At 47.0% G+C, this 18750-nt stretch carries 20 protein-coding genes and 1 pseudogene; 17 read left to right on the top strand and 4 right to left on the bottom strand.

Annotation, left to right across the window (positions count from 1 at the left end):
- Positions 1-13: 13 nt before the first annotated feature.
- The gene (locus MJB10_RS13755) at positions 14-667 is read left to right on the top strand and encodes a GDSL-type esterase/lipase family protein (protein ID WP_314795460.1); all 654 of its coding nucleotides are present in this window, start codon (positions 14-16) and stop codon (positions 665-667) included.
- A 6-nt stretch (positions 668-673) separates the two neighbouring features.
- Here MJB10_RS13755 and trhA read toward each other — a convergent pair whose 3' ends face one another.
- Complete coding sequence (gene trhA, locus MJB10_RS13750) at positions 674-1300, bottom strand: PAQR family membrane homeostasis protein TrhA (protein ID WP_314795459.1); 627 nt, start codon at positions 1298-1300, stop codon at positions 674-676.
- A 61-nt stretch (positions 1301-1361) separates the two neighbouring features.
- Between trhA and MJB10_RS13745 the strand changes: the two genes are divergently transcribed.
- From MJB10_RS13745 to MJB10_RS13735, 3 genes are all read left to right on the top strand, one after another.
- Entirely contained in the window at positions 1362-2132 is a 771-nt protein-coding gene (locus MJB10_RS13745; RefSeq protein WP_314795458.1) for an SDR family NAD(P)-dependent oxidoreductase, read from the top strand.
- Between the two features lie 123 nt (positions 2133-2255).
- Positions 2256-3104, top strand: a complete 849-nt coding sequence (locus MJB10_RS13740; RefSeq protein ID WP_314795457.1) for a DegV family protein — start codon at positions 2256-2258, stop codon at positions 3102-3104.
- A gap of 17 nt (positions 3105-3121) precedes the next feature.
- Positions 3122-3964: a DegV family protein gene (locus tag MJB10_RS13735; protein WP_314795456.1), complete on the top strand. Its 843-nt coding sequence runs from the start codon at positions 3122-3124 to the stop codon at positions 3962-3964.
- A gap of 59 nt (positions 3965-4023) precedes the next feature.
- On the opposite strand, the pseudogene MJB10_RS13730 reads toward MJB10_RS13735, so the two are convergent.
- Positions 4024-6184 (bottom strand): annotated as a pseudogene (locus tag MJB10_RS13730) (HelD family protein).
- 187 nt (positions 6185-6371) lie between these two features.
- On the opposite strand from MJB10_RS13730, the gene MJB10_RS13725 reads away from it, so the two are divergent.
- The 6 genes from MJB10_RS13725 to MJB10_RS13700 all read left to right on the top strand — a co-directional run bounded on the left by MJB10_RS13725 (position 6372) and on the right by MJB10_RS13700 (position 11240).
- Complete coding sequence (locus tag MJB10_RS13725) at positions 6372-6851, top strand: glutathione peroxidase (protein WP_314795455.1); 480 nt, start codon at positions 6372-6374, stop codon at positions 6849-6851.
- 30 nt (positions 6852-6881) lie between these two features.
- Positions 6882-7565 carry a PIG-L deacetylase family protein gene (locus tag MJB10_RS13720; RefSeq protein ID WP_314795453.1) on the top strand — a complete coding sequence of 228 codons (684 nt, stop codon included), beginning with the start codon at positions 6882-6884 and terminating at the stop codon, positions 7563-7565.
- A 71-nt stretch (positions 7566-7636) separates the two neighbouring features.
- On the top strand, positions 7637-7840 hold the full coding sequence (locus MJB10_RS13715; protein WP_314795451.1) for a hypothetical protein: 204 nt from the start codon (positions 7637-7639) through the stop codon (positions 7838-7840).
- A gap of 24 nt (positions 7841-7864) precedes the next feature.
- Positions 7865-8191 (top strand): DUF1904 family protein, encoded by a 327-nt coding sequence (locus MJB10_RS13710; protein WP_314795449.1) that lies wholly within the window; start codon positions 7865-7867, stop codon positions 8189-8191.
- A 124-nt stretch (positions 8192-8315) separates the two neighbouring features.
- On the top strand, positions 8316-10553 hold the full coding sequence (locus MJB10_RS13705) for a type IA DNA topoisomerase (RefSeq protein WP_314795447.1): 2238 nt from the start codon (positions 8316-8318) through the stop codon (positions 10551-10553).
- 18 nt (positions 10554-10571) lie between these two features.
- The gene (locus tag MJB10_RS13700; RefSeq protein WP_314795445.1) at positions 10572-11240 is read left to right on the top strand and encodes a uracil-DNA glycosylase; all 669 of its coding nucleotides are present in this window, start codon (positions 10572-10574) and stop codon (positions 11238-11240) included.
- 60 nt (positions 11241-11300) lie between these two features.
- On the opposite strand, the gene MJB10_RS13695 is transcribed toward MJB10_RS13700, so the two are convergent.
- Complete coding sequence (locus tag MJB10_RS13695; RefSeq protein WP_314795443.1) at positions 11301-12233, bottom strand: zinc dependent phospholipase C family protein; 933 nt, start codon at positions 12231-12233, stop codon at positions 11301-11303.
- A gap of 190 nt (positions 12234-12423) precedes the next feature.
- Here MJB10_RS13695 and MJB10_RS13690 point away from each other — a divergent pair, with 190 nt between their 5' ends.
- From MJB10_RS13690 to MJB10_RS13665, 6 genes are all read left to right on the top strand, one after another.
- On the top strand, positions 12424-14241 hold the full coding sequence (locus MJB10_RS13690; RefSeq protein ID WP_314795441.1) for a PAS domain S-box protein: 1818 nt from the start codon (positions 12424-12426) through the stop codon (positions 14239-14241).
- A 506-nt stretch (positions 14242-14747) separates the two neighbouring features.
- Entirely contained in the window at positions 14748-15404 is a 657-nt protein-coding gene (locus MJB10_RS13685; protein ID WP_314795439.1) for a deoxynucleoside kinase, read from the top strand.
- 92 nt (positions 15405-15496) lie between these two features.
- Positions 15497-15649, top strand: a complete 153-nt coding sequence (locus MJB10_RS13680) for a hypothetical protein (RefSeq protein ID WP_314795437.1) — start codon at positions 15497-15499, stop codon at positions 15647-15649.
- A gap of 89 nt (positions 15650-15738) precedes the next feature.
- Entirely contained in the window at positions 15739-15924 is a 186-nt protein-coding gene (locus MJB10_RS13675; protein WP_314795436.1) for a hypothetical protein, read from the top strand.
- A gap of 18 nt (positions 15925-15942) precedes the next feature.
- Complete coding sequence (locus tag MJB10_RS13670) at positions 15943-16917, top strand: NAD-dependent epimerase/dehydratase family protein (protein ID WP_314795435.1); 975 nt, start codon at positions 15943-15945, stop codon at positions 16915-16917.
- A gap of 111 nt (positions 16918-17028) precedes the next feature.
- Positions 17029-17334 (top strand): DUF4870 domain-containing protein, encoded by a 306-nt coding sequence (locus tag MJB10_RS13665; protein WP_314795433.1) that lies wholly within the window; start codon positions 17029-17031, stop codon positions 17332-17334.
- 82 nt (positions 17335-17416) lie between these two features.
- On the opposite strand, the gene MJB10_RS13660 is transcribed toward MJB10_RS13665, so the two are convergent.
- Entirely contained in the window at positions 17417-18187 is a 771-nt protein-coding gene (locus MJB10_RS13660; protein WP_314795431.1) for an MBL fold metallo-hydrolase, read from the bottom strand.
- A gap of 254 nt (positions 18188-18441) precedes the next feature.
- Here MJB10_RS13660 and MJB10_RS13655 point away from each other — a divergent pair, with 254 nt between their 5' ends.
- Positions 18442-18702, top strand: a complete 261-nt coding sequence (locus tag MJB10_RS13655; protein WP_314795429.1) for a hypothetical protein — start codon at positions 18442-18444, stop codon at positions 18700-18702.
- Positions 18703-18750: the final 48 nt, after the last annotated feature.

Here is an 18750-nt window from a genome sequence, read left to right as displayed (position 1 = left end):
GGAGAGGTTAGCGATGGAAAAAAGAATTCAATATGTGGCGTTTGGCGATTCTTTAACCGTTGGTTATGGTGCCGAGGAAGGTCAAGGCTTCGTTTCAGTCTATCGGCATCGGCTGGAATGTCAATTGGCTGTTCCTGTTTCCTTGTGTCACGCTGGCACGAATGGTGCCACAACCGCGCAATTGTTGGAAACGCTTGAGTCTGACCTCCAATTACAGAAGGATATCCAAGAAGCGAACCTCATCACCATTACAGCAGGCGGAAATGATTTGATTCAAGCGGCGATTCCCTTCTTTTATGACGGTGACAATTCGGTGTTGAAGACAGCTCTTCAAACGTATGAAAGCAACTACAGAAAAATCGTTCATCAAATCGAGCAGCTGCGGCAAGGCATCCAAACTCCGTATTTGCTCGTGCTAATTGGCTTATACAATCCCATTCCGCAAATTCCCGACGCAGCGTATTGGATTCAACGCTTTAATTTGTTCCTGCGGAAGTTAGAGCAGCCTCATATTCAAGTCGTGCAAGTCTACGATAATTTCGTTGATCAAGCGGCACAGTTCCTCTCCGAGGATGCGATACATCCGAATGGATTGGGATATGAACAGTTGGCCAATCAACTGGAGTTGGTTGTCACCATGCAGCAGCTGGAGAAGCTCATTGGTTAGCATCGATTATCGGACATATCCAAAAATACAAATGAAATGACAGGCGCTGCCGGCCAGCACGAATAAGTGCCAGATGGCATGGTGATAAGGAACGCGCCTCCATACATAGAAGATTGAGCCGAGCGTATAGAGTAAGCCGCCGCCGCCGAGCCAGACAATCCCGCTGAACGGTAACTGCGTGTATAGCGGCTTGAACGCGATCACGATCAACCAACCCATCACGATATAACAAATCGTGGAGGCGAGGATGAATCTTTTTACGAAAAAAAGCTTCAGAACAATGCCGATGAGGGCTAAGCCCCAAATCACGCCGAAAAATGTCCATCCTAGGACCCCGCGCAGCGTGACTAACAGAAATGGCGTATAGCTGCCTGCAATTAACACATAAATCGCAGAATGATCCAGCAGCTCGAAGACATCTTTGGCTTTCTCGTGCGTTAAGCTGTGAACCAGGGTGGAACAGGTGTATAAAATAACAAGTGCTGTTCCGAAAATGCTGAAGCTGACAATATGCCACGCGTTTCCTTGGGAGCAGGCTTGCACAATCAGCATAACCAATGCGGCAATGCTCAATAGGACGCCGATTCCGTGCGTAATGGCATTTGCTCGTTCTTCTTTCATGGAATATTGCATAGGAACCCTTCTTTCTCTTGTGTTTGAAAAAAACTACCTCTATAGATTGGACGATGCTTACATGTATTTACCTTCATTTCAATTGAATAATAAAGTTGCCCTTGTCACAGGTGCTGGCAGAGGAATCGGAAGAGCACTGGCTATCGGTTTGGCTGAAGCTGGGGCAGATGTGGCAATCTTCGCTAGAACAGCGGCTGATCTCGAAGTTGTAGCGGCTGAAATTCGTGCTTTAGGTAGACAAGCCTATCCATTTACGGTGGATGTTACACAACGTGAACACATCGAGGAGGCCGTTGAGGCTATTATTGCGCAAACAGGACGTATTGATATCCTGATTAATAATGCAGGTATGAACATTCGCAGCCAAGCGCTAGCCGTCACGGATGAAGAGTGGGATACGATCATGCAGACGAATTTGAAATCAGCCTTTTTATGCTCTCAAATTGTCGGTCGTCATATGCAGGGGCGCGAATACGGCCGTATTATTAATATCGCTTCTGTTGCAGGACAAGTTGCTCTGCGAACAGGCGTTGTCTATGCAGCGACGAAGGCTGCGATGATTCAAATGACCAAAGTGCTCGCACTGGAATGGGGAAAATTTGGGATTCAAGTGAATGGGATCGGACCTTGGTACTTCAAGACGCCGCTGACTGAAAAAATATTAAATCAGCCTGATTATTTAGCTGAAATTATTGCCAGAACACCGTTGAAACGTGTTGGGGAGCTGGAAGAGTTAGTCGGTCCTGCGGTTTTCCTGGCATCAGATGCGGCAAATTATGTGACAGGTCAAACCCTATTTGTCGATGGGGGCATGACCATTTACGGATTTTAGCACATTTTGTCTAAAATTGTAGGATTGAGCTTTCGATTTCGTTCTATTATACTGAACACAAACAAGGTAGATTCATAGACGTCTTCTCATAGAGAAACATGAAGATAAGGTGGTTGACATAGGATGTCTCGGGTTCGAATTTTTACGGACAGTACTTGCGATTTACATGCAGAGCTTCTGCAACGCTTCCAAATTGAAGTAGTTCCGTTATACGTCATCTTCGAGGAGCAAACCTATAAGGATGGTGTGACGGTCAATGCAATGCAGCTATTCGACCTTGTAGAGCAGCAGGACAAGCTGCCCAAAACAGCGGCACCATCACCGCTCGATTTCGAACATGCCTTTGGCCCTGTTATAGCCGAGGGCGATGATATTGTGTATATCGGCCTTTCGTCTGAGCTGTCCTCGACCTTTCAGAATGCTGTTATCGCAGCAGGCAGCTTTCCCGATGATCGAATTACGGTGATCGATTCTCGCACGTTATCTACCGGCATTGGCATCCTTGTTCTAAAAGCGGCACAAGCGGCGCTAGAAGGGCGCAGCCGTGAGGAGATTCAGGCCCTTATAGAGCCAATGACCGCAAAGATGGAAGTATCCTTCATTATTGATACGCTGGAATATTTACATAAAGGCGGTCGATGCTCCAGTGTTCAAGCGTTTATCGGCAGCCTGCTGAAAATTAGACCGATCGTTAAAGTTATCAATGGCACGATGACACTTACGCATAAAGTAAGAGGTAAGCGGGAGAAAGCCCTGCAGCAGTTGCTGGATCAAGCTTTGGCCATGAAAGAGGAGCTGGACACGGACTTCATGTTCATTACCCATGCTCAAGCGTTAGATGAAGCTTTGTATGTCAAAGAGCAATTTGAACTGCACACCCAAGTGAAAAACGTATATATAACGGAAACCGGTTGCGTGATTTCGAGCCACTGCGGACCTCAGACACTAGGTATTGTTTTTGCCAAAAAATAAGAAATGAGTGGACGACCATGACGACAATCAAGATTATCACGGATAGCAGCTGTGACCTTCCTAGAACGACGGTGAACGAAATCGGAGTAGCAATTGTTCCTTTATCCGTTCATTTCGGCGAGGAGTGCATGAAGCCAGATATGGATCTCTCTGATTTCTATGCACGCATGAAGAGAGAAAGCGCTTTGCCGAAAACCTCGAGTCCATCACCTGGACATTTTCTAACGGAGTATCAGAAATGCGAGCCAGATCAGGATATTCTTGTGCTTTGTCTGTCATCGTCATTAAGCTCAACCTATCATCATGCGGTAATGGCCAAAGAGATGTTGCTGGAGGAAGGTTTCACAGGTAACATTGAAGTCATTGATTCGAAAACGACATCACTTGGACTTGGTGTGCTCGTGTATCAGGCGGCGCGATTGGTTGCTGAAGGCGTCCCTTTCCAAGATGTGGTTGCGTCAGTGGCGCAAGCGATCACGAAGTCAGACACGTTTTTCTTTCTGGATACTTTGGAAAATGTCATCAAGGGCGGAAGATTGGACAAAGTCCGCGGCGCTGTTGCCTCCGTGCTGAATATCAAGCTGTTGATGAAAGCGAGCGAAGAGGGCGCGATTGAAGTTGTGGAGAAGATCCGCGGCAGTCAGCAAGCCTTGAAGCGATTGATCGGCTTTCTTAGCGATAAGGAGCATGATTATGAGCGAGATGTGATTGCCATCGCCCATAGTAACTGTGAGTCTCGCGCACGTGAGTTCATGGCTCAGCTCCTGGAAAAGCATCCGTTTCGTCAGGTGCTTTTCTCCAATATGGGTACGGTCATCGGCACCTATGCTGGTGAAGGCGGCGTGTTGGTCGCTTATTAGAAAAGGGAAAGACACCGCTCAGTCGATCGTAAAGATCGGTTGAGCGGTGTCTTTATTTGTCACGGAAAATCCGTCGTCGTAATTTCTGGATCCTCGGTCGAGACTAGCGGTGATAGGTCGCCTGTCACAAGCAGCCACAGCTCATGCAGCGCACGCGTGCAACCGACATAGAGCAGCTTCGCATCTATTAAAGATGCCTCGTAGTGTTCGGCTGTGACATCCATCAGAATGACGGCATCGAACTCAAGACCTTTGGTTAAATACACAGGCAGCACAGAAATGCCGCCGCGATAAACACGCTGTTTCGAAGTGATGAGATTCGCTTCGATTCCCATTCCGAGCAAATCTTCATGCAGCTGTAACGCCATTTTCTCTGTGCGAGCCACGACCGCAATCGTGCTGGAGTTGCCGCTTTGCAAATGTCGTACGGCTCGTTCGAGATGAGTTAGACGCGCTTGGCGATTTGATTGCAGAACGCGAACCTTATTGCCGCTGCGGAAGACAGGTACAGCTAGCAATGGGTTCGGTACGCCTCGCTGGAGCACCAGATTGGCGAACTGAATGATCTCCATCGTGGAACGGTAGCTTCGTTCTAACTCGAAATAACCGCGTGCCTCAGGTTTGAACATATCTGAAAATTCGGGCCATGCCTGAATGCCTTGGTAGGCGTGAATACCTTGCGACAAATCGCCGAGAATCGTGAATGAGCTATTGCGCGTGTAGGCATCTAGAACCGCCACTTGGAATGGAGAGAAATCCTGTGCTTCATCAATAACGACATGATCGAAAAGCTGATCCGACGGAATACCGTGAAGACGTGTATGGATATAGAGTAGAGGCGCCAAATCTTCGACTTGCACGACTTTTTTCTTGAAAAGTTTTTCCGATTCCGTCACGATCAACGCCGGTATGGTTTGAAGTCGCTCAGCTGGGAAAATGTCCAGACGACCTTTTTCGGTGAACAACATTTTATATAAGCTAAAAGCCGTGTACTCGGGCCAGCTCGTCAGGTAGGTGCGAAGCCGCGCCGAAGCTTTCTTCTTCAATTCTTTCTTTAAGCTCATTTCCCACACCTTGTCGAGCTGCATTTCCATCCACCGCTTAATTCGCGCGACGACGCGCTCTCTGCGTTTGATGAGTGGATAATGCCTATTCTCAACGAAAAACCATTCGCGGATGGTCGCGATAGGAAGATTGACCCCATCCCAAGGAGAGAAGCTCGTTACAGGCACATAAGATGCTTCAAGACCCTCAAGACTTTCGTCTAATAGCGCTTTGAAGGCAAGTGCGCCTTTATAACGGCCAGGAGCTTGATCGTCGACAGGCGGGCGTTTACTGCCTAGGGCGAACCAACGCTGAAGGGTAAGTTCGGGATCAGCCATTTGGACATCATGATCAAGCACATCCAGAGCCCAATCAATAAAAGTGCTCTGCTGAATATTGCCAACGCCAAGTTCAGGTAATACACCTGAAATGTAATCAAGGAACATGGCGTTCGGCGCGAGAATAATCATGCGCTCTGCCCGCACTTGTTCGCGGTATTGATAGAGCAGGAAGGCGAGACGATGCAGTGCGACGGTTGTTTTACCGCTTCCTGCAACGCCTTGAATAATAAGTGCAGTGTTCTTCGCAGCACGAATAATGCGGTCTTGTTCAGCTTGAATCGTAGATACGATATCGCGGAGCTTGTTATCTTTATTTTCCCCAAGTCGGTAGAGCAAGAACTCGTCGCCGACAGAAAGAGAGTCTTCATTTCGATCATAGGTATCAACGACACGCTGGAGAATTTGCTTACGCACAACGAGGTTGCGTTTCAGATAAACCAAGCCTTCGATGATGCCGTCAGGCGATTCGTAAGATGCAGCGTCAAGCCCTCCCGTAAAGGAGTAGAAGAGGCTCGCAATTGGTGCGCGCCAGTCAATCACGAGCAGATGGCCTGTGCGCTCGTCTTCCACACCATTTTTGCCGATGTAAAGTGGTTGCGGTGAGCCTGTTCCTGATTCTTCAAAGTCAAGGCGACCGAAATACGGTTCGTCGATGGCTTTGGCCATATTGTGTCTGCCGCTTTCGCGTAAAACCTCAAGGGCTTGCTCCGTTAGAATCAGGGCCGTAATACACAGGCGTCGCTCTAAGCCGCTCCAACTGAGTATCGATTTCCTTCGTCGTCTGCGCTAACCTTTGAAGTTCTTCTTGATAGGCACTTTGAGTCTTTGTATCCAAGATCAGTTACCTCCTAAGAGTAGTGGCTGCCTACGATTTGTCATAAACAGGTAAACACTATACCACACCTGAGGCGAGATAGGAAGGGATACTGCGAAATGGTTTACACATGATTTGGGCTTCTGTGGAAAGGAATGGTATACTGGTCAAGTATGCATATATTTCGATGATGGAGGCGATAGGATTTATGTCAATATATCAAATTGAGGTACAAACCATTACTGGCGAGACGCAAACGCTGGCTGCTTACAAAGGGAAGGTCATGTTGATCGTCAATACAGCAAGTGCATGTGGGCTGACTCCGCACTATAAGGGGCTTCAAGAGTTGTACGAGCAATACCAGGCGCAAGGCCTCGTTGTACTTGGGTTTCCTTGCAATCAATTCGCGGGTCAAGAACCAGGGACGAATGAAGAAATTCAAGCATTCTGTGAGCTGAACTACAAGGTGACGTTCCCGCTATTTCATAAAATTGATGTTAAGGGCGAGCATGCCCATCCGCTGTACACCTATTTATTGAGCCATACGCCTGAGCCGTATCGGACAGGAGATATTGAATGGAATTTTGTGAAGTTCCTAGTTGATGCGGAAGGCAACGTGGTTAAACAATACAGCGCACGGACGGATCCTGCTGATATTCGCGCGGATATCGAAGCGTTGTTGGCTTAATTGGATCATAAAAAGAATGGAAGATGTGAAATGGTGTCACGATACGGGTTTAGTTATGCCCATCCCGATGATGAAACGTTCCTGAGCGGATGCCTCATTCGTCATCTCGCCGATCAAGGCGAAGCGCCTGTCTTACTCCTTGCTACGTGTGGAGAAGCAGGTAGGCAAGGGCTTGAACGAGCGAAGAACCGTGAGGAATTAGCCCAGCTGCGTGAACAAGAAATGGAGGCAGCAGCCGAAATTCTCGGCATCGCCAAGGTGGAACATTTGAAATGGCCAGACGGTCAGCTGGATGAAGTGGATTTTCCGACGTTAGTCCAAGGGATCGTTGCGTTTATTCAGCGTCACCAGATCGAAATCCTTTTCACGTTTGCCGAGGATGGCGGGAATGGTCATCGTGATCATATTGCGATATCCAAGGCGACAACGGCAGCGGTAATGAGCGGCGAATGTCCAAGTGTGCGAGAGTTGTACTACACAGCTTCTCCGTTATTACGTGAGCAGGGTTACCTCCCATCCATCGTAATTGATACAGAGCCTCTCTGGGAGGTAAAAGCTGCAGCGTTGCGCGCTCATGAAACGCAGCATGTGACAATTGGTCGATACTTCGGCAATCTGGTTGATTTTCCAGAAGAGCGACGCTGGGAGGCCTTTGTTTTAAGTTGGCAAGATGGTGTGTGGTGGCCAAAAAATAATGTAGAGGCTACCCCCTGAAAATGAATCGTGTGTTCGAAGGCTTTTAGGTAACGACCTAAATTATGGAATCGTACTGAAGGGGTGGAGACATGACACTTTGCAATTGTGATAAATGTGGACGCGTATTACTAACGAAATATGAGGAACGATGCACAAGCTGCGCGCAACTTGCATTAACCGAATCACATCTCGTAAAAGCGTATGTTCGTGCCAATCCTGGAGCTACGGTCATGGAGGTCTATCATCAAACGGGCGTATCTCTGCAAACCATCAAAGATCTCATGCAAGCGTAATCGAACTGTAAGGAGATTTTGGCAATGCCTCATATGATTATTCGTGGAATCAGCGTTCCACAGATTCAATCCATCTCTAAAGCATTAGTTGCTGATCTCGCGACACTTTGTGCGTGTGGAACTGACAATTTTATGCTGGAGTGTCTACCGACAATCTCAATCCAAGATGGACAAGTGAGTGATACATATCCTTTTATTGAAGTTGGCTGGTTTGACCGGGGGCAAGAAGTTCGCGATGCCTATGCAAGCATTGTGACGAAGCATATTTTGGCGACAGGCGTGCCTGAAGTGGAAATAGCTTTTAAGGTGTATCGGGAAGACAGCTATTATTGGAATGGCAAATTAGTCTAATACATACAACCTCTTGCGCGTCTGACGTGTTGGAGGTTTTTTTGCGGTTCGATATTGCAGGCGATACTAAAGTGGGATACACTGAATCGACAGAATCTGATTTTCGGTTAGGAGCGATTTGCGGTTGAAGACACTAATTATTGCGGAAAAGCCCGACATGGGACGTAACATAGCTGCCGCAATAGAACCTAAGGCCAAAAATATGAGATCTCATCTCGAAGGCGAGCAGTATATCATCACTTGGGCCATCGGCCATTTGATTGAATTGGCAGAGCCTGATCACTACGATGAGAAATATAAAAAATGGAATATCAATCATCTGCCCATTATTCCGTCCGAGTTTAAACTGATCCCGAACCCGCGCACGTATGATCAATTGAAGGTAATTGCAGAGCTGGCGAAGAAATGCAACCAGCTCGTCAATGCTTGTGATGCGGGGCGCGAGGGACAGCATATCTTCTCATTGATTCAACGTCATCTCGGGCTGATGCAGCCCGTCAAACGTTTATGGATTTCAGATTTAACCTCTGAAACGATTCGCAACGGCTTTGCCACCTTGAAGGATGGCTCCGAATATGAGAACTTGACGCGCGCTGCGCGTTCAAGAAGCGAGGCAGATTGGCTGATCGGGATGAATGGCTCGCGTGCTTTTACAACGAAACATAATGTCCTGCTGTCAGTCGGACGTGTGCAAACACCGGTACTCGCACTCATCTATGATCGGCAAAAGCAGATCGAGGCGTTCTCATCGCTCAAATTTTATGAGCTGGAAGGTCATTTTGCGCAAGGGGATACGCCGTATCGAGGGATGTGGCAAGGCGAACGCTTCACGGATGGCGAGAAGGCCGCAGCATTAGCTGCTAAAGTGAAGGGACAGCCAGCTCGCATTCAATCGTATGAGGTTAAGGACACGAAAGAATACCCCTTTAAGTTATATGATTTAACGTTGCTACAGCGGGAAGCAAATGGCAAGTATGCCTTTTCAGCTAAGAAGACGCTAGATACGGCCCAAGCTTTATACGAGAAGCATAAGGTCATTTCTTATCCGAGAACGAACTCCAACTATGTGACGGAGCAAAATATTCCAGACATGCATAAGGCGCTAAATGCCTTGCAAGGTACGGCTTATCACGAGCTGGTACAAGGAGCGAATCGCAGTCTCGTGCATGTGAACAATAAATTTATTTGCAACCCGTCTAAGGTTGAGGATCACCATGCGATTCTACCGACGAATAAGAAAGCATCGGGTTTAACGCCCGACGAGCAGAAGTTATATGATCTCATTGTTCGCAGATTCTTATCGCAGTTCTATCCTCCTGCGGCTTACAAGGTACATACGGTGATGACCGAAGTGGAGCAGGAGCTTTTCAAAACAACCGTCAAGGAGCTCCTTTCCCTCGGCTGGAAGGTCATCTATGCGGACCAGAAGAAAGAGAAAGCGAAAGCGACAAAGGGCAAAGAGAAGGAAGAGGCAGAGGACGAGGAAGAAGTCGAAGTTAGCGAGCCATTCTCGATCGATGCGCAAGGGGAAGTACGCTGTACAGATGCCATTGTGAAGGAAAAGGATACGCAGCCTCCTAAGCATTTTAATGAAGGAACCTTGCTAAAGGCGATGGAAAGCGCTGGGAAGCAGATCGAGGATGAAGAGCTGCGCGATGCAATGAAAGACTCTGGTCTTGGGACGCCAGCGACGCGGGCTGCGACGATTGAGCGACTGAAGAAAGTCGGGTACATCGACATGCAGGGGAAGAAAATCATTTTGACCCAGAAAGGTCGCATGGTTGTTGAGTTGATTCGTGGTGCAGGCATTGAGCTGTTGACGTCACCAGAGATGACAGGGCATTGGGAGCGCAGGTTGAACGAGATTTCCCGGGGGACAGCATCGGACGAACAATTCATGCAAAATGTGAAAAAGTTTGCAACGCTGATCGTTGATAAGGTGCGCAGGCAAGCAAGAGCTTCGAAAACGGATTTCGAAGGCGAACAAGCGCCTGAACCAACTGCAAAGCGTGCAGCATCGAAATCCTCCACGCGCGGAGAGGGTGCAGCCAAGTCGGCCGCACCGAAAAAGAAGACGACCTCTGACGGCGGAAGTACGTTCATCGCGAATTGCCCGCGACCAGGCTGCGGTGGGTCGCTGTTCATGGGACGGAAAGGCTACGGCTGTTCCCATTATAAAGAAGGGTGTGCCTTCGTGATCTGGAAGGAAAGCTTCGGTCGCAGCCTAACGGAAACGCAGGTGCAGGCGCTCGTTGCCAAAGGGAAAACGACGAAATTAAAGCTCGTTCTTGCTGACGGCACAGAAACCGATGGGAAAATCGTGCTAAAGGACGTTTCCACAGGTGCGCTTGGCACGGAGTAATGAAAGTGGGGGTGTCAAGTGAAGCATCCGACGAATGACTGGTTAACGATACTGGCTGACGAGTTTCAAGCGCCTTATTATGAACAATTACAGCAGTTCCTGCAGGAGGAATTTCGTTCACATACCATTTTCCCGCATGAGGACGATGTGTTCCGCGCTTTTGAACGCACGTCCTACACGAATACAAAGGTTGTGCTTCTTGGGCAGGATCCCTATCATGGAAGCGGGCAAGCGCATGGCCTCAGTTTCTCGGTAAAATCGGACATGCCTATCCCGCCGTCCCTGCGGAATATGTATAAGGAACTTGCTTCCGATATCGGATGCCATGTACCCGAACATGGATTCCTTGGCGCATGGGCGGATCAAGGCGTCCTGCTGCTAAACACCGTTCTGACGGTGCGAGAAGGCGAGGCTAATTCCCATAAAGGCAAAGGTTGGGAGCAATTCACGGATCGCGTCATTCAGGTATTGAATGCCAGAGAAAATCCCGTCGTATTCATTCTCTGGGGCAGTTATGCACAGTCCAAAGCATCCTTGATAGACGGCAGCAGGCATGGCATCATTTCATCTGTACATCCAAGTCCGTTATCCGCCTATCGCGGATTTTTCGGGAGCAAGCCGTTTTCACAGGTCAACGCTTATTTAAAACAATGGGATCAGCGAGAAATCGATTGGCAAATTCCCTAATTGAGACTAAAAAAAGCAGAGTCCACCGAACAGTATAGGTGGACTCTGCTTTTTTGCTTATTAGAGAATTGGATTGACATGTGTGATCGTCAAGGGAAGCGTACAATCTTTCCCAGTTTCGTAGGATCGATTTCCAAGCACGTTACTAAGTGCTTCATAATCGGCGTCTGTGCCGCGCAGCAGCACTTGAATGGCGGCTTCCAGCACTTTTTTGCCATCTTCCATCGCCAAATCCCAAAGCTCCCAGACGCTATATGTATATGTTTCATTCAGGTCTGTTGGGCAATTCCATACGATCTTCGCTTCGTTGAAATAGTCAAGCGGAGCCGGCTTCTTCTTAAATACGAACGGTGATATTTGACCGAAGGTTACCAAACGTTTCCAGCCTCTGGGATCGTGAAATAATCGCTGAGCTCGAATCATATCAAGATAAGCATCGTTCCATTCTGACTCGGACATGCTAGCGGCGATTTCGGGATAATGAATCGCGGATGCCGTTGACAGTGCAGAGAGGACGCCTGTTGGCAACATTTCTCCAACATAGATTTCTTTCCAAACAGGCGTTTGCCACGTCTGAATGTTGCGCTCATGCTTCGCTATGAGGGTATCCATGATAATTTCAAATCGTTGGTGATCCCATTTCTTAAAGCCTGACTTATAAAAAACGTAGGGATGCAGATTCCGATCTAAAATATGATGAGTCAAAAATCCTAAAACATACATAACTGCTGGGTTATAAAGGCCTCTGCCTCGCACTTGTTTAATCAATTCGAGCAGGAAAGGACCGCAGTTGTCCTTATGCATCTGACTGCCCAGCTCGACTAATTTTTTATCTTTTTTCCACGGAAGAAAGTTGTGATAGAACAGAAAGTCGGGTCCTTGGCAGCCGAGCGAGAAAATGTTTCGCATTTGTTTGTCGTTCAACACCGCGGTGTGATGGAGTTCATCCATTAATTTTTGACCAAAAATGAAGTGTGTCCAAATGTTAGGCAAGAGAGATTCCTCCTAAGGATCGGATCGTATTTGAAGAGCTATTTCATTTTATCATAGTTGCCAGAAAATGAGGGCACATTTCACGGACTAATTCGTTTGAATGCGAAAAATGGGCAGGATTGCCAGGGGTATCGTCGAATGTAACAAACAGAGATGGTCGCCATCCAAGCTGTAAGATGGAGGATATAGTATGAGCATGCAATCGGACATGGAGCGCAAGCTTGCTGAGAGCGAGCAACGCTACAAGTCGTTAATTAAACATAACCCAGCAGGCATTCTAACTTGTGATTTAGATGGCCGAATTCAAAGTCTGAACCCTGCTATGGAGCGTATTCTGGGATACACAGAAGCAGAATTAATGCATCAGTTCATTGATCACTTATTTCAATTGGAGGATGGGCAGGACGAGCCCCAAGATAAACTCATAGCGCGATCAGATAATTACATATTGATCTTTACACAATCGAATGGAGAAAGAATTGAACTTGGCGTCAAAAACGTGCCGATTATTGTGAACGAACAGATGGACGGCGTCTATTTGATAGCCAAGGATATTACGCAGTTCAACCGTGACCGTGAATCATTGCGAATTGCCCAGCAGGACTTGCATGATACTGTAAGAAGACAGCAAGGCATGACGCTGAAGTTCCGCGAAATTTGCGGGGAGTACGTCCATACCCTGTGTGACGGGGAGCTGCTATACCGCCTAGGCTATCAACCAACGCATATTTTGGGCAAAAGCTTGCATGATATTTGGCCGCCTGACTTGGCAGATTCTATTCAATCCTACTACGACCGTGCCTGGAACGGTGAAGAAAATGTGATGTACGAGGCGACATACCGCGGAATCACTTATCTAACCTCATTGCGACCGATCTTTGAGCATGAACGCGTGGTTGAGGTTATTGGTTCCTGTGTAGACATTACCGAGCGCAAACGGATGGAGACGGAGCTCCGCGAGACGAAGGAATTGCTGGAATCTGTCATTAACAACACGTCAGACGGGATTAGTGTGCTCGATTTGAATGGAAACGTCATTTCTGTCAATGCCGCACATGAGCATATGTTCGGCTGGAGCCAAGAAGAGTTGCGCGATCGGCCGTTACCTATTTATCCACCTGAACTAGAAAATGAGCGTAAGGATATATATGAAAAATTAAGCAAGGGAATGAAGATTTCGGGATTGGAATCCGTTCGTCTTCGCAAAGACGGCGAGCAGATCCATGTCAGTGTCACGAAGACGCCGATTATGAATGAACAAGGTGAAATCTTCGGCTTCGCTGGTATTACGCGAGATATTACGGAGCGAAAGCAAACTGAGGAGCTTCTGCGCAAGTCGGATAAACTCTCCGTTGCGGGGCAGCTCGCGGCGGGATTGGCCCACGAAATCCGTAATCCTCTTACTTCACTGCGCGGGTTCCTGCAATTGTTGCAGCATGATTTGAAGGAGAAACAGCACTATTTCGATATCATGCTCTCTGAGCTGGATAGAATTAATTTCATTGTCAGTGAGTTTCTCGTGATCGCAAAGCCAGAAGCGATTACTTACAAAAAGGGCGATTTGGCGGCAATTCTGAACTCGGTTATTGCGTTACTGGACACGCAGGCAATGCTTGTCAGTATACAACTACTGCTTGAAATCGAGTCTGACATTCCTGAGATAATATGTTCGGAGATGCACTTGAAGCAATTGTTTATTAACTTGATCAAAAATGCGATGGAAGCCATCCCGAAAGACGGGCAGATCAAAATCATCGTGTCTGTGGATGGCCCTGATTATATCCGAGTGCGAACGCAAGATAATGGCTGCGGCATCCCAGAGGAGCGATTGAAACAGCTGGGCGAACCTTTCTACACGACGAAAGAGAAGGGGACAGGTCTTGGACTGATGATGTGTTTCAAAATCGTGGAGGCGCACAAGGGGAAAATGACTGTACAGAGTCAAGTGGGGTATGGCACGACGATCGATGTTCTGTTGCCGATGAATACCCATGAGTTAGAGGGGTAGACAAGCGAAAACCGCCGAGAAGGGGTGTACCTTCACATCGGCGGTTTTTCTCATTTTTTAAAATGCAATACTAAATTCAGTTGTCTCTCTGGAATACCATGTGGATACGGTCTCATGATTGTCATTGTAAATTTGAACATAGTCAGGTGTATATTTGACGATGATCCCCGTATTTACTTTGTAATAAACCCCCAATAGATCAAGTGACCAAACAAAAACGGTAGTTTTCGAAAGGGCTGCTGCGAAAATTTCTATATCTGTATCAAGCAATTTCGTTCCGTAAATCATCGATACACCTCTGTCTTAAGGATTAGAATTGTTCTCACTTATTATTAGAGACAGTATGAGATTGAAAATCATCACATCGGATTTGAAATTTTTTTTGCTCAGTTCATAAAGGGAAGAAAAAGAGGGTTCCCACACGGTGATATTCCTTGTATAATAGGAAAGCTTTGCGGAATTGACAGTAGGTAAATAATGATTTGGGTAGAAGGAGAAAGGGGTCAATGGCAGTGATTGTGGTTGGGGGAATGATTGGTCTCGGTAAGACATCAGTATCCACGTTACTTGGACAAGAGTTAAATTCAAATGTTTTCTATGAGAGTGTCGATGATAATCCGATTTTGCCGTTATTCTACACGGCATCACCAGAAGAGATCGAGAAGCAACGTTATCCGTTTTTACTCCAATTGCATTTCCTAAATACAAGATTTAAAGCCATTAAACAGGCGCTGGTACATAATCGCAATGTACTGGATCGAAGCATATATGAAGACTGGTATTTTGCAAAAGTTAATCGGGAACTGGGTCGTATTTCTCAATTGGAATTCGATGTATATGAAGGTTTGGCCGATAACATGATGGCGGAATTAGCTGAGCTGCCGAAGAAAGCACCAGATTTGATGGTATATTTGAAAGCTTCTTTCGAAACCGTCATGCATCGAATTGGTCTTCGCGGCCGCAGCTTTGAACAAGATCAATCGTTGGTGGATTACTATCGTCAGTTGTGGTCTGGCTATGACGACTGGGTTATGAATCACTACCACGCTTCGGAAGTGCTGATTGTGGACATGGATCGTGTAGATGTCGTGAACCGACCTGCGGATGCGGCGAAATTGGTAGAGGAAGTTCGTGCTAAATTAAATGATCTGGCAATTGTTTAGATGTCGATATTTCGAAAGACCCCCTGAAATTTGAGGGGGTCTTTCGAATTTTATGATGAAAACGGACTTCTTAGAAAGAGAAGGTGATGATCGTGTTGTTTATCATTTGTTACAAAGGAAAGCCGATAAGTACACCGCTGCCGAAGCTAGCTGCCACAGAGAAACTGTCGAAGCTGAGTCGTTCATTTGCCAATTTAGAGCTTGTCGAAGTGACGGAAGAATGGCAAGCAGTTTCAAATTTGTAACATTCACAGACAAAGTCAGGTACATAGGCACGTTGCGCAGCTCCTTCTCTTGGTGAAGGAGTTTTTGGCGTGGTGTGATTTGTGATAAAGTGTCAGTATGGAAGCGAGCCGGTGCAGGCCTTACATTAGAGGCACTAGCTTCATTTGTTCAAACGACGGGTGTGTGTAAAGTCCATCTGGGTACTGCAATCAGGGAGAACCGTCGGATCGATGGCGCTGTGGAGATTGAGAAAGTAAAGCAAGCTAGAGCGCTGCTCGATGGTCTTATTAAATAAAGTAATCGGAGGTAACCCATGAATATTCTCATACTTGGCGGTACCAAATTTCTTGGAAGAGCGCTTACGGAAGCGGCATTAGCTAAGTCGCATGAGGTAACTTTATTTCATCGCGGACTGCATGATGGGGATGCTTTTCCGGAGGTGCGTCATTTGATCGGGGATCGCAATCAGGATTTGGACAAGCTCCGGCAGGGAAACTGGGATGCTGTGATTGATACGAGCGGCTATGAACCAGATGCCGTATCAGCTTCAACGCAGATGTTGAAAGATCGGGCAGCACATTACACGTTTATTTCTACGATTTCCGCCTATGCGCATCTGGATCAAGTTCAACTCGATGAAACAGCGACAGTGCTCCAAGTGGCGGATGCGAAAGATCCGGGGCAATTATATGGGGCTAAAAAAGCGCAATGCGAAGACATTGTACGAGAGGCATTCCCAGAAGGTGCGCTGCTCATTCGTCCAGGTTTAATCGTCGGTCCATACGATGCATCGGATCGATTCACGTATTGGCCAGCCCGCGGTCATCGCGGTGGTCATGTGCTTGTTCCGCTGCCGAAGGAGCGCATCGTGCAATTCATTGATGTGCGCGATCTTGCCGAGTGGACGATTCGGCTCATCGAAGCAGGCGTGACTGGAACGGTGCACGCAAGCGGTAGTTCCTATACGATGGAGGAAGTGGCGGAGGCGTGCATGTCCAAAGACATGGGAACCACGTTGACTTGGGTCGATGAGAAGTTCCTTGTTGAGGAAGGAGTGGGGCCTTGGATGGAGCTTCCGCTTTGGCTGCCAAGCGACAGTTTAGTTGGCATGCTGCATATGAACAATGCGAAAGCGTTCGAGATGGGGTTAACAACAAGACCGCTTGCGGACACGGTAGGGGACACATTGGCGTGGGATCTCACGCGTGATTCGAGCGTTCCGCGGGTTGCGGGATTAAAGTCAGAGCGCGAAGCGCAGCTGCTTCAGCAATGGGAGAATAGAGGTTAGCGTCTAAGGCGCGGTGGACAAAATATTTTGCATTTTAATCTATCGAGGACGAATAGCGCTGGGTTCGTGAATATACTGGAAGAGAAAACTCTGCGAAAAGAGGTGCTCTCCATGTACGATTCGACAGATATTCAAAACAATAAGGGAATGGCGATTCTGGCTTATATTTTGTTTTTCGTTCCGTTGATCGCGGCAAAGGATTCTAAATTTGCGTGGTATCATGCTAACCAAGGGCTGACCCTATTTTTAGCTGCGGTTGCGGCCAATGTCGTGCTCGGTATTCTGCCTTTTATCGGTTGGCTGCTGCTGCCTTTCGCGAACTTGGCTGTAGTGGTCTTAGCCATCCTGGGTATCGTCGCTGCCGCGCAAGGTCAAGTCAAACCGCTGCCTGTTATCGGCAGTTACACGCTTCTGTAGTCGTACATAGAGGTAAATAGGGCTGGTCTTCCTTAGTTTACAAGGAGGTCCAGCCCTATTGTCGTCATGAGTATGCGAACGATTATTCAGTTGGTGCCGCATCTGCGGCTTGCGCTAATTCGGCGATGCGTTCATTCACGTTATCCATTACTAATCCGCCGTGATAACAGAGAACCTGTTGTATATCAAATTCTGTGAATTTTTTTAAAGATTGAAGGGCTAACGGATAATCGGAGCAATAAGCTGGAATCGGGCCTTGCAGTAGGCCATCTGCAACGACCATTGCATCCCCAGCCAGCAAAGTTTTACTGCTTGCATGGTAGAGACTTAGGTGTCCTGGTGTATGTCCAGGGGTAAAAATGACGGTAATGCCGCCACAGCGGTCGATCACTTGTCCATCGGACAGTATCGTGTTAACAGGCCCCTTCGGCGGATTCTCAAGGCGATGCTTAAAGGCAGCGCGCGCTTCAGGAGATGTATCTGCTGGTAGGTTCGCTACTGCGCGTTCGATGGATGTGGGCGTAACTTTAATCAGTGGCTTAACGCCTTCAATATACGGCTTCTCTAATTCAGAAGCGAAAACTTCGATCGCCTCTGTGGCAGTTTCTAAGAGAGCGGATAGGCTCCCGATATGATCGATATCTTGATGTGTAAGGATGATACTGTCTAAGCTGGATAGTGTAATATCATTCGTTTCAAAAGCACTCTGGATCAGTTGTAAATTCCCTGGATATCCGGTATCAATTAACAATGAACCTTGCTCATCGATGATGACGGCTGGATGAATAACATTGACGCGTCCGAAGACAGGTACAGCGAGTTCGAGTGAATAAAGTCCTTTTGAAATCTGCATGTTTAGCCCTCCAAATAGGAATGATAGATGAAATGGAATAGGACTATCATAGCAATCGCCTGCGCGAGTGTCAAATAAATATTTAATCATATCATATTTTGATTAAAATATCAATATATTTATTGAGACCATTAATCACCACTGTAGATTTGTCCAAAATTTGATCATCATGTGAATAAAATATGAACAAATACGAAGAATTGTGGTATACTAGGAGCATACAATTAACAGAGTAGTCAGGAGTCGTGATGAAGATGGCGAATAAAGCTGTGTCCGTAAATCCGATTGAGCACGTTGAACGTGATGTCATGCCTTTGGTGAAATTAATGACATTTTCTGCTTGGGCGTTGCTTGCTATTGGTTTAGTACTTAGCTTAGCAAGTATAGAAAGTTTCAGTGATCGTAATACTTCACTAATGGTTGGTATTGGTTTCATGGTGGGCAGTGTCTTCATTTATGTGATTCGGACAGCAATTCACTTGGTGCATTCACGTAATGCTTCCAAAATTGAATAAAATCAAGCATTCGATGGGAACGCTAATCAAGCCTTTTAAGTGATAATA

Origin of the sequence: Paenibacillus sp. MBLB1832 (assembly GCF_032271945.1) — a bacterium.
Taxonomy (GTDB): Bacteria; Bacillota; Bacilli; order Paenibacillales; family NBRC-103111; genus Paenibacillus_E; species Paenibacillus_E roseopurpureus.
Note: the sequence above shows the minus strand (reverse complement) of the source record. Positions and strands in the feature narration are given on the sequence as shown.